Annotated in this window: 16 protein-coding genes; 6 read left to right on the forward strand and 10 right to left on the reverse strand. The window is 33.9% G+C overall.

From position 1 onward, the window contains the following. The first annotated feature begins 73 nt into the window (after nt 1-73). Nucleotides 74-781 (forward strand): SAM-dependent methyltransferase, encoded by a 708-nt coding sequence (locus AAGS61_RS13095; protein WP_391372540.1) that lies wholly within the window; start codon nt 74-76, stop codon nt 779-781. A 28-nt stretch (nt 782-809) separates the two neighbouring features. Next, a complete protein-coding gene (locus AAGS61_RS13100; protein WP_391372543.1) occupies nt 810-1,199 on the forward strand; it encodes a tautomerase family protein in 390 nt (129 codons plus the stop codon). Nucleotides 1,200-2,147: 948 nt separating this feature from the next. On the opposite strand, the gene AAGS61_RS13105 is transcribed toward AAGS61_RS13100, so the two are convergent. After that, nucleotides 2,148-2,585, reverse strand: a complete 438-nt coding sequence (locus tag AAGS61_RS13105; protein ID WP_391372546.1) for a DnaD domain protein — start codon at nt 2,583-2,585, stop codon at nt 2,148-2,150. Between the two features lie 182 nt (nt 2,586-2,767). Beyond that, nucleotides 2,768-4,168, reverse strand: a complete 1,401-nt coding sequence (locus AAGS61_RS13110) for a YcdB/YcdC domain-containing protein (protein WP_391372549.1) — start codon at nt 4,166-4,168, stop codon at nt 2,768-2,770. Between the two features lie 156 nt (nt 4,169-4,324). On the opposite strand from AAGS61_RS13110, the gene AAGS61_RS13115 reads away from it, so the two are divergent. Further along, nucleotides 4,325-4,732, forward strand: a complete 408-nt coding sequence (locus tag AAGS61_RS13115) for a hypothetical protein (protein WP_391372552.1) — start codon at nt 4,325-4,327, stop codon at nt 4,730-4,732. 98 nt (nt 4,733-4,830) lie between these two features. On the opposite strand, the gene AAGS61_RS13120 is transcribed toward AAGS61_RS13115, so the two are convergent. Then, complete coding sequence (locus AAGS61_RS13120; RefSeq protein WP_391372554.1) at nt 4,831-5,259, reverse strand: MarR family winged helix-turn-helix transcriptional regulator; 429 nt, start codon at nt 5,257-5,259, stop codon at nt 4,831-4,833. 123 nt (nt 5,260-5,382) lie between these two features. On the opposite strand from AAGS61_RS13120, the gene AAGS61_RS13125 reads away from it, so the two are divergent. Beyond that, nucleotides 5,383-5,970 carry an NAD(P)H-dependent oxidoreductase gene (locus AAGS61_RS13125; protein WP_391372557.1) on the forward strand — a complete coding sequence of 196 codons (588 nt, stop codon included), beginning with the start codon at nt 5,383-5,385 and terminating at the stop codon, nt 5,968-5,970. A gap of 225 nt (nt 5,971-6,195) precedes the next feature. Beyond that, nucleotides 6,196-7,038: a helix-turn-helix domain-containing protein gene (locus AAGS61_RS13130; protein ID WP_391372560.1), complete on the forward strand. Its 843-nt coding sequence runs from the start codon at nt 6,196-6,198 to the stop codon at nt 7,036-7,038. Between the two features lie 734 nt (nt 7,039-7,772). Here AAGS61_RS13130 and AAGS61_RS13135 read toward each other — a convergent pair. The 5 genes from AAGS61_RS13135 to AAGS61_RS13155 form a co-directional block, all read right to left on the reverse strand. Then, the gene (locus tag AAGS61_RS13135) at nt 7,773-8,492 is read right to left on the reverse strand and encodes a hypothetical protein (RefSeq protein ID WP_391372563.1); all 720 of its coding nucleotides are present in this window, start codon (nt 8,490-8,492) and stop codon (nt 7,773-7,775) included. A 569-nt stretch (nt 8,493-9,061) separates the two neighbouring features. Then, a complete protein-coding gene (locus tag AAGS61_RS13140) occupies nt 9,062-9,679 on the reverse strand; it encodes a response regulator (RefSeq protein ID WP_391372566.1) in 618 nt (205 codons plus the stop codon). After that, entirely contained in the window at nt 9,654-11,966 is a 2,313-nt protein-coding gene (locus AAGS61_RS13145; RefSeq protein WP_391372569.1) for a sensor histidine kinase, read from the reverse strand. Before AAGS61_RS13145 ends, AAGS61_RS13140 begins: the two co-directional genes overlap by 26 nt. Then, nucleotides 11,941-12,102, reverse strand: coding sequence for a competence pheromone ComX (gene comX / locus AAGS61_RS13150; protein ID WP_391372572.1), 162 nt, complete (start codon nt 12,100-12,102; stop codon nt 11,941-11,943). The genes AAGS61_RS13145 and comX overlap by 26 nt, the downstream gene beginning before the upstream one ends. Before the next feature lie 9 nt (nt 12,103-12,111). Next, nucleotides 12,112-13,014: a polyprenyl synthetase family protein gene (locus AAGS61_RS13155; RefSeq protein WP_391372574.1), complete on the reverse strand. Its 903-nt coding sequence runs from the start codon at nt 13,012-13,014 to the stop codon at nt 12,112-12,114. Between the two features lie 242 nt (nt 13,015-13,256). On the opposite strand from AAGS61_RS13155, the gene AAGS61_RS13160 reads away from it, so the two are divergent. Beyond that, nucleotides 13,257-14,492, forward strand: coding sequence for a helix-turn-helix domain-containing protein (locus tag AAGS61_RS13160; RefSeq protein ID WP_391372577.1), 1,236 nt, complete (start codon nt 13,257-13,259; stop codon nt 14,490-14,492). 39 nt (nt 14,493-14,531) lie between these two features. On the opposite strand, the gene AAGS61_RS13165 is transcribed toward AAGS61_RS13160, so the two are convergent. Together AAGS61_RS13165 and AAGS61_RS13170 are read right to left on the reverse strand one after the other, a co-directional pair. Next, nucleotides 14,532-15,134 (reverse strand): DedA family protein, encoded by a 603-nt coding sequence (locus AAGS61_RS13165; RefSeq protein WP_391372700.1) that lies wholly within the window; start codon nt 15,132-15,134, stop codon nt 14,532-14,534. A 79-nt stretch (nt 15,135-15,213) separates the two neighbouring features. Continuing rightward, nucleotides 15,214-15,630 (reverse strand): pyrimidine dimer DNA glycosylase/endonuclease V, encoded by a 417-nt coding sequence (locus tag AAGS61_RS13170; protein ID WP_391372580.1) that lies wholly within the window; start codon nt 15,628-15,630, stop codon nt 15,214-15,216. Between the last annotated feature and the right edge of the window lie 64 nt (nt 15,631-15,694).

A 15,694-nucleotide genomic window follows, 5' to 3' on the forward strand; every position in this document is an offset into this window, starting at 1 on the left:
GTAATAATATGTTAAATTCTCTGTTTTATTATGCTAAAGTATAGTTAATTCTTAGTATAAGAGGTGAGTTTAGATGAGTAGAGTTGAGCAGAGAGCAAAGTTAGATTTAGAACGGATTGTGTTTATTGGAAGAACCTTTGAAGAGTATGTGGATATGTTTTCTCTTTCAATGAAAGAATTGGAAGGAAAGAGCATACTCGATTGTCCAGCAGGGGCTTGTTCTTTTACAGCTGTTGGTCACAAATTAGGTTTAGATATTACAGCGTGTGATATCGCTTATGATCATCCCGTAGAACAGTTAGAAAGTAAAGGACTTCAAGATATTGAACATGCAATGAAAGGTATGGAGAAAGTAAAAAATAATTATATTTGGCGCTATTTCGATAGTATAGAGACGCTTAAAAAACATCGTGTACATGCTTTAGAACATTGTACGAGTCATATGAGGGAATCAAGTAAACATTATATTCCTGTCACGTTACCTGTCTTACCGTTTCAAGATCAAGAATTTGATATACTTCTATCGGCACACTTTCTATTTATGTATGCCGATAGATTAGATCATCAGTTTCATATACAGACATTAAATGAATTATTAAGGGTGACAAAAGAAGAAGTTCGCATTTTTCCGCTCGTCGATTTAGAGGGGAAAAGATACCCGTATTTAGAGCAGCTAATGGTTGATCTAATGGATAAAGGCTATGTAGTGGAGGAAGTCAATGTTCCGTATGAATTTATGACAAATGCCAATGCAATGTTAAAAATAAAGATAAATGCATAAATTGAAGTGAGCAAGGGGGAAGCGGTAAGTGGGACAAATTAAAATTTACGGGGTAAAGGATCGATTAATTCCAATTAGAGAAATGCTATCAGAAATTATTCATTCATGCATGGTAGCGGCTTTGGCATTGCCTGCTGATAAGAAATTCCACCGTTTTTTTCCTATGGAGAAAGAGGATTTTTATTTTGCAAACGGAAGAACGGAAGCCTATACAATCATTGAAATTAGTATGTTTGAAGGGCGAACAGTAGAAGCTAAAAAGCAATTAATCAACCTGCTATTTGAACGTTTAAATAGCGAATTAAACCTTTCTCCTCAAGACGTTGAAATAACAATTTTTGAAACGCCCCAACACAACTGGGGAATAAGGGGATTACCTGGGGATGAGTTATCCTTAAATTATAAAGTCAATGTATGAAAAACTAGCAGCCACTTTTTTGTAAAGTAAATTAAGTATCGGATGTGAAATAAAAAGACTTGATTCATTTAACCTCTATGAATCAAGTCTTTCTTTTAAGGAAAGCTCTATTTTAATTAAACTATTGATATTTTACGCCTCTTTTATTCGTAGAAATTGAGGGACACTTAGCAAGTAACGATAGCTTGTCACTATATAGGGTTTAATTTGAATATGCATTGAGAGGGAGTTTTAATATCTTAAATGGCTATCGTAAAGTTGGGACTATAAATTATGTATATAAAATTAGTTGTTAACATTAAATAAATCCATCAGTTCATTTATTTTTCCTTTGAGTTCAGTATAAGATTTAATCAATCTAGGGTTGCCATTTAAATTTTCTAAATTAGTATAGTAACTTAATGCAGAATGTAAAACGGCTTTAAAAAAAGGGTGCGCTGAAACAACGCTACTATAATCTAAATACGTAATAGGATCCCGTATTATACGTATGGTACACATGTAATTCTATATTATTATTGTTTAAACTTATCATAATTCCATCAATGCCAAATGTCGCTGCTCCATTTCCATTTTCGATGTAGATTTCGAGTCCCCGAATTAAATCTCTCCACAGATTTAATCCCTTCATATCTGGTCCTAAGATAATATTGTTATTATAATTAATTATTATTGAGATGTCTAAATACTCAATAAAGTCATACATTAATAGATGTTTTATCTGTTCTATATCTTCAAATTTATAGTAACATTCTGATGGATACTGTTCATAGTGTAATGCAGAAAAACATCCGAATAATACTTTTTATCAACAACTAATTTTAAAAAAATAGAAAAATTAAATGGTTCTACATATTAGATATGACTAATATGTAGAACCATTTCTTCTTTTACTAAAGCCTCCGTTAGTTGAAGAAGGATTTACAAGTAGGGCCACCCTACTAATAACTATTTCTCTGATGACTCTTTGTACTTCTTATGTTCTTCCCTAACAAAGACAATAGCCTTTTCAACAGTTAATATATTTTCCTTGTGCCAATTTTCACCCATTTCTTTTACCAACGGGTGAACTATTCCGATTCTACTAAAAATTGCAACATAATCAAGTAATACATTTATTACGCCATCTTTTAATCCCAATAACTGCAAATCCTTAATAAGTTTTATATCATCCTCGGTAACAGTATCGTAGCGTTCTTTAATAAAATCAAAAGGCATTGTAGATTTAACCTGTTTTATATACCATTCATCGGTCGTCATTCCAGTTTTAGCTTTGAATTGTTGTTCGCTCCATTCCTCTATTGTCATTCCGTATATTTCTTGAAATCGTTCTTCAGGTGTCGTCCCATGTATTACCTTACCCTGTACTTTTTTATCTTTGGTCATTTATTCTCTCCTTAATATTCCCATCTAATCTTATTGAACTAAACTGCCTGGTTAGTTGAATAAGAAGGGGAGATTTATTCTACTTCTTGTTTATTTTTAGCAAAAAGCGTCTCAATAAAAATCATGTATACCTCCTAAAACTTTCATGCATATATTTGTTATTTAAAAAATTCATAAAGCCTCTATTTATCTGTAATCACAGCACCAGTCATCGCATCGATATACCGGATCGAATTTCTTGTGTGCTGGTCACAGAGTTGATAAGTAAGAAAATAGGTATCTGTTTCGCTATCGTAATCTTTTTTCCATGCTAATTCAAAATCCATATGATTACATACAATTTTTTGTGCGTCGTGTAAGGAGATAGCAGGTTCGGTTGGTAGCGCGCGCAGTTGCTCTATATGAATGCGTGGTCCACTGTAATAATCAACCAGTCCTGTTGTCCGATTAACAGCAACGACTACTAATTCTTGTATAGTGATGCCATGGCGATTGTGCAAATAAAATACGAATGATTCTTTCATCGAATTATCATCTTCCTCACGCTCTCGAACAACTTGCTGTAAATAGGGATATACATCTGGCACGATGATTTGTAAAAATTGTATAGCCTTTTGAAAGCACTCTTCATGATTTAGCTGAAGATCCCCTTGTCTTTCAAGAAACCACATAAAACTTCGCACTTTGCCAGTTTCTTTTGAAATGAAGGCTTTCACCGTATCCTCTGAACGTTTCATGAAAAAGCTATTCATTGAGTAATCCTCTTTTTTCATCGCCCACTCTTTATCTCGCCACACAATCCCTATTTCATAGTCCCAATCAACTTCACGAATTATTTCCATATTATCTGTAATGCCAATGATCTCTTCAATCGATAATTGTTTATCAACAGTTGTAAACGAAAAAGGGGGTACCGACATATAGTTCTCAGGCTCGTGTTCTTCATGCACAATCGTTAATGTTGACTGCAACGTGTCAGCTTTATATTGATGAAAGGAATTCACTTCGTACACAAGTCGGAGTCCGTTTTCACTTACATGATGAACACTTTTAGACAAATTCGTAATCGTTAGCTGTAAATCAAGATGATTTCGTACATGTTCTTGTAGTGCTTCTTTAGAAATGAACGTTGTTGGTATTTCAGGAATGGGCTTTACGCCATTATATGTAAAGGTAATAATATCCCCAGAAGAATCAATGTCAATAAAGCATCCTGCTCTTGGTAAAGGCAAATTGAATACAAGTTGTTCATAATAAAACCGATCTGCACAAGAAAGCTGCTTCGTTTGATAGAAGGTTAAATTGTTTAATGCGTCAGGATAATGACTTAACAAAAAGTGTTCTGCTCGAGCTTTTTTTTCGTCTATTGTTAGTGACGATACATCCGAGCAATCATTGCTTGTATCAATGGATAAACGAGTTAAGTTACCGAATGAATCCAGCTCTACGCTGATCCCTTCATCTTTTGCCTCATTAATCCAAGAAAACATAGCGCCCTCGTTATATTCTTCTATGACAAGTTGAAAATCGTTTCGTAATGGCACCAATGATTGCGCACGCTGTTTTAAGCTTTCTTTTTGCAAGAAAAGCACCTCCGTTTATTCTGACAAGAGAATATTTGTTCTTAGTATATCCATTATTATCCTTTTATTCAACGAGAAACCTGATTGTGTCCTTACACGCATCACTGCAACGATTCATACTATAAAAAGATTAGCGATTAGCTAGGAGGAATTTTGTTGTATTACAATTCTTATCCGTATTATGTATATCCACTTCATTACCCTGTATGGTTGATGCCGCAACATGTTGCTACGCCATCTCAAAGGCAAATAGCCATGCCGACAAACGAACCGAACCGTAGCCCTTACCCTCCTGTGAATATTCAAAAATTAGAAACATCGGTGAAACAAATGCAAAACATTGTCCAACAGGTTCAATTGCTACTTGATAAAATCGCCAAATCGGAGCAGTTTGCACATGAGCTCATGGACGAGGCACAACGTTCCAATCAAGCAGCTGTTGATCGATTAATTAAATCAGTAGGTATTACACTCCAATTTGAGGCGAAATATACACCAGACGGTATTCGCATTGTGTTTAAAGAAAAGGACTGCTGTGGTTTAACGGTGATTTTACAGTGGTGAATGAATTGTAGGGGAAAAGTATATAAGTTTTCATACAGCTGATGAATTAAAGCATGTCAGGTACAATGAGATGGCGATACAGGTACCTGACACGGATGTTAATAAAATAATTGCTTTTGCAAAAGCTGCAATGCTTGCTCGATGCTTCTCAATTCCTCTTGAGAGGCATTTTGTATTTTTTGTTGGAAAAACACTTCAATTTGGTCGAATGTTGTTTTCATCACCTTTTTACCTTCTTCTGTTAGATGCACAGTCTGCTTTCGTCTATCGTCTGTCGCTGTGTGCTTTTCAATTAGTTGTTTGTCCTGTAATTTTTTTAACTCACGGCTTGTGTTCGGTAGTGACATATGCAGACAATCGCTAATGTCACTTGGCGTTACAGGTGGGCTTACATAAATGTATTCAAGAATGTTGTATTGGACAGGCGTGATATATGGTGGCTTTACCTGTTTTTTGATGTCATGTGTCACTTCATGTACCGCAGCTGAAAAAGCAACAAATTGTTGAAAAAGCTTTGTTTGATCCATAGAGCAATCCCTCCTTTATTTACAACATAGCAAATTTGTTATCATAAAACAATTATCATTTGACAACTAAAGGAGAGGTAGGTATTATTTAGTTATCAAAAGATAACTAAAAGGGGGAATTATATGAGAGTGTTAATCGTTTACACACATCCGAATCATCACAGCTTAAACTATGCTTTTTTACAAAGCGTGTTAAAAGGGAGTCATGAAAATCCACTTATTCAAGACATTCAAGTATTGGATTTATACGAGGATGGCTTCAATCCAATTCTTGAATTTAATGAAGAGAAGCGTCGACGAGATATGCACACCGATCCAAAGTTTGAAAAGTATAGAAAGCAATTGATGTGGGCAGATAAAATTGTTTTTATTTATCCGATTTGGTGGGGAAGACCACCTGCGATGTTACTAGGCTATATTGATCAATTATTTGCGGCCAATTTTGCTTACCGAGACAAAGGGGGATGGTTTACTGAAGGGTTGTTAAAAGGGAAATCGGTTGTGTGTATTTCAACGATGAAGGGCCCTGTACATTACCCGCTGTTCTTATTAAATAATAGTCATAAAGCGTTAATGAAAAAGGCTGTTTTTAATTTTGTCGGCATAAAAAAAGTGAAGTTTTTTGAATTTGGTAATATGGAAAGTAAAAATGGAGGGCAGGATAAAAAGCTCCATCAAATTTATCGTTATTTTCGTCAAGTCGCTCATTAAAATGGAAACTAGTAAACTTGCAATAGTTTACTAGTTTTTCGTCACTTTAAACGTTTCATTCGTGCGGCTTCTTGCTTGTCATGTCAAACATAATACAGCGGGCAGACAAATTAAAATAACACGTACGATCGTTAAGAACATCACAAAAATAATGCTTTCGTCTCCGCAGAAATATTGATATAATTGATAATCATTTTCAATTATAAATGAAATGGAGACAACGTTATGAATGTTACAACAAATGAGTTAATAGAGTATTTTGCCACATCATCAATTCAATTCATGAATGTTTTTATAATCACATTACCTGCACGGAAAATGGATACAAATCGAAAAACAGATCATCAAATATGTGGGCTATTCATTCCACTAAAAGGACAGGCACGCTTTTCACTCAATGGTATTCCATATAAGGTGAATACTAATACGATTATCCATGCTAGTTCTAGCATGGATATCGAGATTAAAACCTTTGATGAGGATTTCACCTATGTTGTTGTACAGTATAAAATTGTGCAAGCTCAGGAAGCGTTTAAGCAACTTTTACATAAGCATTTTTCGATAACTGTAGATGATATGACAGCTATTATGGCGAGTGTACAGCAACTGTTAAGTAAAAATGTGCACCCAGATTACTTTTCTCGTTTTGAGTTACAAGTTATTTTTATGAATTTAATCCAAGCTATTTTAAACGGAGCTCGAAACAATCAATATGATGGGATGTTACATGTCATTACGAAAGTATTGGAATATTTTCATACGCACTATGAAGAGGAAATTTTAATTAGTGAGATAGCCGATATGTTTGAGGTGGATCGGAGAAGGATTGCTTATTTATTTGAAAAGGTGACGGGGTTAACACCGATTCAATATTTAACGAAGTATCGTATATCGAAGGCGAAGGAGCTACTAGCTTTAAGTGAATTATCCATTTTGGAAGTGTCCGAAGCAGTGGGCTATCAAGATAGCTTCTATTTTAGTAGGGTATTTAAAAAGCTAATGCATCTGTCGCCAAGTGAGTATCGGAAAAATGTACAAAATCAATCGATATTTCATTATGGGGTGTAGGCGAACAGTTAATCGACATTACATATAATTGACCTGTGAAGTATAGTAGTACCTGCTTTATTTTGTTTACTCGGTTGGTGCTGCTTGAAGCTTGTTAGAAGAAGGAATACAATTTTTTGTTTAACCTGAATGTTAGATAATTCAAGTAAGGAGGAAGGGGCGTTTGAGAAGCTATTTTGAGACACCCCCCTCTTCTACATCTAATCTAACAACACTTATAACTCATAACGAGTAAATTCTAAAACATATATTACCATTTGAGTAACCGTTGCTTTCCGCTGCGGCACTCGCTTTCCACGGGCGAGATCAAGCCTCCTCGTCGCTCATGCTTCGCTGCTCCTGTCGCTACGCTTTCGTCGCAAATAAATTTCCTGCGGGGTCTTGATTGTCTCGCTTTTCCCGTAGGAGTCTCGTGCCTCCGCTACAAGCAACTAGTGTTCAATAAAAAAGGGTTTGCTAAAAAATAATAAATATTCTCATAGGTTACAGGGGTTAGGTGACGATATGTGTAAATCAAAAGAAAATGATTTCTTTTAAAGAAGAGAAATATTTTTCTAGAATATCGAGAAGTATTCACTTTTGCCGTAGCGCGCCATAGCCACAGGAGCCGGAACAGGAGATCCAAACAGGCCGCGCCTGTTTTAGCTTCTGTGTAGGCTGTGGCAAAGCGCGGAGGCTATGATACATACCTTTCACTATTTAACTGGTATTTTTAGGATGCATCTTCTATGGGCTTAATTCAATATGTTCGAGGTAAAATTTTTAGAATCTGGCCCTCCAGCAACTTTAAACTCTTCATGTTTATGCACATAATCCTTAGGCAAAGGTAACTTTCCATCCTCACCAATCCGATATTCTATCCCTTGTACTATAAATACTGAATTTTCATCATAACCGAATATACGCCAGTCTATTTCACGTGTCGATTTACTCTCTAAATCTACATTATAAATTACACCCCTTGTATCAATGCGGTAGCGTGTAGAGCAATTATTAATTGTAAAATGTTCGTTCGGATTAATCCCAAATTGTTGGAACTCCTTTAAAATTTCATCAGCTTCAAAAAACACTGAAAAGACGTTAAGATCTCTGAATTCAGCAAACCATTGAAGCTCGTTTAAAAATTGACCTTTGCGCTCTAAATGTACTCTTTGCTCATCCGATATTTCATGATCAAAGTGATCTATTTTCACATAGTTATAGCCATTATCATTAATTAAGTGATAATTTACATACCCGTAATCGGTCATTAAACTATACACTTTGTTGCTTCGAATCGTTAAATTATGATGTCGATCTATATAGAGTTGATTTGCTAAAATAGGGTCATAGATATTAATTTCACTAATCCCTTTATTCTGTTTATCAGACATGGCTGTTTTAATAGGAACTACGTTTTTCTCCATTAATCTACCGATAATAGATGCTACATTTCCTAATGATTGAAATTTCATAATCTACTCCTTTTTTAGTGAATAATTTACATTACCTCGTTTTATAAGAGGGATAAAGTTGTAATAAGGAAGTCAGTTAAATAGCCTCATCAGAGGGGGGAGTATTGGCCTTTAGTAAATTAATACTAGTAGTGTTGATTGAAGTGGACGTTGGAGTACTTAGGTTAAATTTATAGTTGTTACTACAATGAATTTCATATTGGAGATGAATTCGATGTCAATTACACTTGCCGCCTTTCACTTCAATCAATAGAAGGACAATTAAATTTTAATTGCTCCTTTATAAAGTGTTCTTCATGATATTCTAAGTGACGCAACTAGTTTGAATATTTACTGGCTTCCCTAAAGTGAATCTTATTCATAGTGTATGCTATAACAATAATAACTTTTAGTAAGTTATCTCAATCCTAGCACTCGATATACCGACATTACAACCGACAATTTTTCTGTCGGTATACCGACAATTGAGCGATATTATATAATGGATACTTATTCGTTATATCTGTCTATAAAAAAACTAGTACCTGCTATTAAGATAGACAGGTACTAGTTTTATAGTAATAGGAAACTTATAGTAAGTTCTTTTCTTTTACTAGTTCAATCGCTTCTAGGCGAGAGGGGACATCCAATAATGTAAAGAGCTGTGTTAAATAACGTTCAACGGTACGTTGGGTGACACAAAGTTTATCGGCTATCATCTTATTTGTATCGCCTTGTATAAGCATGAGCATAAGTTGTTTTTCTTTATTGGTTAACTTGAGATTATCATATTTATCGACCATTCTATTTGTAATATAATCAATAAAATCAGTAGATAAAACTAAATCTCCATTCATAATTGAACGAATGGTTTGTATAACTTTTTCTTGAGAAGCGGTTTTAGATAAAATGCCATCAATTTTTTTTTCTATAAGTAATGGATAATAAGATTGGATATCATCACCTGTATATAAAATGATGCGTGCATTTTCTTGCTCCGCTTTAATATCTGCCGCTAGGGAAATACCATCTTGAATCGTCATATTTACATCGATTAAAAATACATCAAAATGGGTATTCTCCATTCTGCTGAGAACTTTTGCTGCATTCTCTTCTGTTTCAATAAATACATCATTTAATCCTTGAAACAAACTTTTGGAACCTTGTAAAACAATAGGATGGTCATCTACTATTAATACTGAAATCAAGTACGTCACTTCTTTCAATGATTTTAATGTGAATAGACATGCCTTCATTCATATTAGAATCAATTGTCATATGTCCGTTAAAAGCTTCTACCCTTTCTTGCACACCTTGTAACCCCATTGATTCACCATGCCAAATGTCTGATAAGTTACAACCGATCCCGTTATCACGATAGATTAATTCAAATCCATTATCTAGTTCTTGAAGATAGAGTTCGACAATTTGTGCCTGCGAATGTTTTAACGCGTTATTTAATAGCTCTTGTACAATCCGATAAATGACTAAAGTTAATTGCTCATCTTCTAAATACAATCGGTCAAACTGTGTGGTTAGTGTGAAACTCGCTCGTTTCGCTGTTCGCTCGCTAAGCCTTTCAAGTGCAGCATTTAACCCCATATTTGCTAATAGTGGAGGCTTTAATGTTTCACAATATGCTCTTAAACTATGGATGGATATAACCATTTGTTCGTGTAGATTTTTTAATTTTGACTGAACAACTAATGAATCCGTTTCATAGATCAATCCATCTACTTGCCTGGCGATATGCAAATGTTCCTGTAAAACAGTGTCATGTAATTCTTGTGCTAACTGAAACTTTTCATCATCTACTCTTATCCACACTAATTTTTTGAGCCATGTCGGTTCTTTTCCATCTATTTGCCGTAGTTGTTGTAGTTCATCTACTAGTTCTTCAATTACTTTAGTACTTTCAATAAAAGTATTCGTATATGTAAGTAATAGTTCTAGCCATAACAATTCATCTGCTTTTAAGCGAATCGTCTGCTCATGGTTAATAATTAGCCATCTTTTACAGTGAGTATCTTGATGAATTAAAGCTAAATAGACATGCTCTTTTCTGATAATTTCACCAAGACTTAGCTTCTGAAATGATAAGTCATCTATTAAAGTAAGATGGTCATTTGTAGATGTCATCTGCCCTGTTGTAAAATCGTATGTGATGACGGCGACTTGTTTTACTTCTAAATGATAGACGATTTCTTCTGTTAACAACTTTAGCATTGGCTCTACACGATGGGATTTTCCCAATTTATCAATCGTTTGATATAGTTTATGAATGTGATCTCCTTTAGTAGAAAATAATATTTTACGACCACGATAATCAATTTTTTCTTTAATGTATAAGAAAATAGTGATTGAAGTGAGTAAAAGCAGAGTGACCTCAAATAGTTTAGTGAGTGCTATATCTGTGATGAAATAAATGCATCCAATTAACCAACATGTGATAAATAATGCAAGAGTAAAATAATAACGGAAACGCGAAACGTGGTAAACAATGTCAAATAAACGCTCGGTTAGTTGTATAAAAGTAATGTTGAATGGGATTAATAGTAAGAATAAAGCACAAATATCAGCATTAACAATCGATTGTTTAAATAAAACTTCTGGCAATACAAAAAGTACTAGGAATGGTAAAAGAGGTACAACCAAACCGAGAAATAATATTTTTAGTGGTGCTGATTTATACTGAATATAGCTGTAGGTTAAAATAAATAAAATAACTGAAAGTAAAAATATAAATAGAGCAAGAATAATAAAGGGGCTGACTGAACTAAATGATGGATAGAACAGTCTTATTATTCCAAAAAAAGTAGACAACAAAGGAATTATGTATAAAAAGTTCGTATTTTGAATAAATGGCCATTTAATATTTAAAAATAAAAAGTAATGTTTTAGAAAATTTAGCAACAAAACAAGGCAAAGAAGTAAGCAACTACTATTTACAATAATCCCGATGCTGTCTAATTTTGCAGAGGCGCCACTGCTAATATAGGCTAAGGATACGATAAGAATAAAATAAATTAGAAAGTTTACATATGGTACATGTCTTTTAAAATAGTACAAATAAAATGAGACACATAATGCTAATAAAAAATAAATACTCGGAAATACAAAAAGCATATAAAACTGTTGAGGTATATCCGTATGTTGAATATCAATAGTTAAGAGAGAACCATCCGATTTTAAAATGGATAATTCAGTTGCTCTTCGAATTGATGGATCATATTGTATCTGGGATATATCGTGTATAGGGATTCCATCTATTTTTACTACAATATCCCCAATAGAAATTTGTTCGTTGTTAGCCCACTCTTTATAACCTATAGATTCAATTTTCCATTGTTCATCTTGTTGTTTTAAATCAATGTCTACAAAAGGAGTTGCAAAAGAAACGTAAAGTACATATATTCCTAAAATAAGGTAAACGTAAATCAGCAACCAAAATGAATTGTACTTAAAAATTTTATTGCCAATAATTTGATCTTTCAAGTTTTAGCTCTTCCTTAAAAGCCTCTAACATAGCTTGTGTTTCCGTTTCAGTAACGCCTACTAAAGAAACTTTCTTCTCTTTTAGTAACTCTACAATATTTGCATTTTCTTGTAAGAATTGAATCATTTTAATCATGGCTTTTCCTCATTTCATTATTTTTTTTAAATATTCTTTATTTGCTGCATTCATATTGCTGTTTTGAATCATGTTTAATGCTTGATTTCGGTATAGATTTTTAATCGCAAGAGCATAGCGAATCGCACCACTATTTGTTAGTGCTTCGATGATATTTGGTTTTGCTAAAATAATTTCTTCTTGACGAGCGTAATATTTTGTTATCTCTTCCGAAATATCATTCTTCAACGAAAAAAGATAAATAATAGGTAGAGAATATTTCCTATTTAACAAATCATTTTTACAGTCCCATTCTTTTAAATCTTGAATATCATTTTTAATTTGCTGTACGACACCGATAGATTTTGCATATTGTTCAACTTGTACGGATTTCTCTCCACAAGCAAGAGTGCAACCTACTAAGCAACTCATCGCCGTAAGAGAACCAGATTTTTGCTCAATCATTTGTAAATAAGAAGATTCATCTTGACAAACATTCAGTAAATCTAGTTGTTGACCATTGATACTGAGTAAAGTGTATTCTTCAATTATTTGTAAGGCGAGGTCTCGATGTTCAAAATGACTTTGACGTAGTATTTTAAACGCTATCATCATCATGGCTAGAACTGCATTTAGCGATAATTCGGGTGTTTTTACCCATAAATAATTACTATCGCCATCTTGTAAGTCGTCAATAATATCAAACGATAAAATAAGCAATTCAATTGCAGCAGCTATTTTGTAAATATCTTGGTTAAAGTGATCTGCATACTCTTCATAATGAATGATACACAAAGTTCCAAAGTGAAATCCCAATGTCTCTTTTTCATTTTTAAAGCTTTGTAGTATACTTCTTAGTTCATTTCCAATTAATTCCTCAGTAGCAATGATTTCGTCTAACAAAATACTAATTTCTTTATTTAATTGCTCCAATTTTTTGAACCACCCCCTTAATGGATATAATATATAAAATAACATAAAATTTCCATATAAATTTCTAGTTTAATACAAATTATTCCTAACTTATTCACATAAGTAACATAATAAGAACCGCTAAACACTACAGATGTCGGATCTATTTTGTTTAACCTTGTTAAAATGCAATGTCTCCCAATTGAATTCTTTCGTTAAAAATTGTTTAATGTTTTTAAAGGATAATGAAAGTAGGTTGTGACATGCAAGATTTAGGGAGCCGCATTCGCCAACTGCGAAAAGAACGAAAATTAACACTTGCACAGTTGGCGGGGGAGCGTTTAACGAAGGGAATGCTTAGTTTAATTGAAAATGGAAAAGCACAGCCTTCCATGGAAAGCTTGCATTATATTGCACAGCAGCTTCAAGTAGATGTTTCGGCCTTACTTGGTGAAGAAATTGAGTCATTGAAAGAGTTAATGTTAGAAGTGGAAGAAATGCGTGTGCAATTAAATGATCATCCAGATGATAAAGTGCGTGCACAAATCATCATCGATAAAATTAATCCTATTGTAGATAAATTGCAAACAGATCGATATGAACATATAAGACTAAAAGAAATCTATTTAATTTCCTTAACGCTTATTAATAACAAGCTAGATGAACACGCATTATATGACGTTATGAACTGGTATGAAGGTGTACATGCGTATGGCCGTTTACTTAGTTGTTATAACTTTTTATGTTGGTATGCCTTTGAAAGAAAAGATTATGAAAAGGCACTGGATATGTTAAAGCAAGGAGAAAAACGAATCGAGCCGTATTGGTTCATTCTGGATGATATTAGTCGAATTAGCTTATTTTACAACTTAACGGTTATGTACTATGCAGTAAATGATGTAAAAAACGGTTTATTGTATAAAGAAAAGATGCTGCAAATTGCAGAAAAAAAGAAAATTTACTACCGTATGGACGATTTTTATCGCTTGCTATTTATACAGGCAATATGTGACCATGAATTTGAAGTGAGTAAGCAGTATTTTAAAAAGGTGCAACTAATTACAGAACTTGCGGAAGACAATGAAAAGGCTTTTTATTATTTATTTTGCAAAGTGCATTATATAAGCGTTGTAGAGAAAAATTATGAGCAAGTGCTAATTATATTAAATGAAGAAATCTATTCACAACGAGATGCGTCCAGCCAGGAAACGAAAGATCTTTTCCTGATGGAAGAAGCGATTGCATTGTATCATTTAGAAAAATATGAACAAGCTTTAGCTATTTGTGAAGGAATTAAAGCACCTAACTATTTAAAGCATCCAGTTGATTTAGCGATATTTTATCGCTTTGTTGCATACCGGGCGTTAATGTATAAACAGCTTGGTGATATAGAATCAGCAAAACGCGATATTTTATATGCGGAAAAAAGTGTCGAATCATTTGCATCCACATACTACACGGACTTTATTCGTCAAACATATAAAGAAATTATGACATAATGAAACAAGCCTCCACTGTCTGTTCAGGGAGGCTTTTGTTTATTTGTCTTTCATATTGAGTCGGCGTTCTAATAGTTTTTGACGATATTTATAGACACCGTATATAACAGCTAATAGAACAATTACAAGAACGAAAGGTTGTAAATATTGTTTAAATAATGGTCCTGCTTGTTCCCAATTTTCCCCAAGCTTTACTCCTAAATAGACGTAAAGGGCTGTGATAGGTAACATAGCACAAAATGTATACACGGAGAATTTCGTAAGTGACATTTTAGCCATGCCACATGGTACGGAAATCGCGGTACGGACAACAGGCATAAAGCGACCGAAGAAAGCAACCCCTGCACCGTATTTGGCAAAAAATTTATCTGCTGCGTTTACTTGTTTCTCATTAACTAAAAAATATTTACCGTACTTTAAAACAAGTGGACGGCCCCCATAACGACCAAGTGCATATAGTGTAATTGGGCCAATTGTACCACCGACTGTACCGGCAAGTACCATTAAATAATAGTTGAATTCTCCTTGTGAAATCCAGTATCCAGCAAGTGGCAACACCGCTTCGGCAGGAATAAATTCAAAACAAAGCGCTAAAAGCACACCGAAGTAGCCTAACCCTTTAAAAAATTCAATCATTGGCATAACGATTGCATCTAACAAATTCAATCAACTCCAAAACATAGACTATCCCTTACGACGAAATACTTGTCCTAAAGTTTCATCATACCATGTCTTTTCTTGCTTGAACAGATTTGTATCGTGTATCGAGCGCTTGAAAACGTGATTCTTCAAAGTCTTTTTGTCCACGTAAATATTTTTCTTTCAAGTTAAAATAACATATTTCAAAATACGTATCATTATGATGATTGTGGAATGGTTTTTCAATATTTACCGTAGGGTCAATGTCTTGAAAGTAATGATTCATTTTATCAACGGTACGTATTTTAATCGCACGCTCCCTCATTTCCTGTAAAACGAGCTGTGTATAAACATACAAATGTTCCTTAGGGTATTCATAAATATAGTTAATTAAAATGTGTCGATCTTCTTTAGCAAAAACACTATTTAGTTCCCGCCATTGGGCAAGAAGCTGCGATTTTGGTAGAAGATCCATCATATCTTGATGCCATAAACGCATATTAAAACCTCCTTTAGACTGAAGAATAATGAACTATTCAATAGCAACTATTATAAACATTTTC

The sequence above is a fragment of the Lysinibacillus sp. KU-BSD001 genome, from assembly GCF_042920265.1.
GTDB lineage: Bacteria > Bacillota > Bacilli > Bacillales_A > Planococcaceae > Lysinibacillus_B.

Coding starts and splice junctions, on each gene's coding strand:
- AAGS61_RS13095 (WP_391372540.1), top strand. CDS start 74: ATGAGTAGAGTTGAGCAGAGAGCAAAGTTAGATTTAGAACGGATTGTG.
- AAGS61_RS13105 (WP_391372546.1), bottom strand. CDS start 2,585: ATGACCAAAGATAAAAAAGTACAGGGTAAGGTAATACATGGGACGACA.
- AAGS61_RS13120 (WP_391372554.1), bottom strand. CDS start 5,259: ATGGATCAAACAAAGCTTTTTCAACAATTTGTTGCTTTTTCAGCTGCG.
- AAGS61_RS13125 (WP_391372557.1), top strand. CDS start 5,383: ATGAGAGTGTTAATCGTTTACACACATCCGAATCATCACAGCTTAAAC.
- AAGS61_RS13130 (WP_391372560.1), top strand. CDS start 6,196: ATGAATGTTACAACAAATGAGTTAATAGAGTATTTTGCCACATCATCA.
- AAGS61_RS13135 (WP_391372563.1), bottom strand. CDS start 8,492: ATGAAATTTCAATCATTAGGAAATGTAGCATCTATTATCGGTAGATTA.
- comX (WP_391372572.1), bottom strand. CDS start 12,102: ATGATTAAAATGATTCAATTCTTACAAGAAAATGCAAATATTGTAGAG.
- AAGS61_RS13160 (WP_391372577.1), top strand. CDS start 13,257: ATGCAAGATTTAGGGAGCCGCATTCGCCAACTGCGAAAAGAACGAAAA.
- AAGS61_RS13165 (WP_391372700.1), bottom strand. CDS start 15,134: ATGCCAATGATTGAATTTTTTAAAGGGTTAGGCTACTTCGGTGTGCTT.
- AAGS61_RS13170 (WP_391372580.1), bottom strand. CDS start 15,630: ATGCGTTTATGGCATCAAGATATGATGGATCTTCTACCAAAATCGCAG.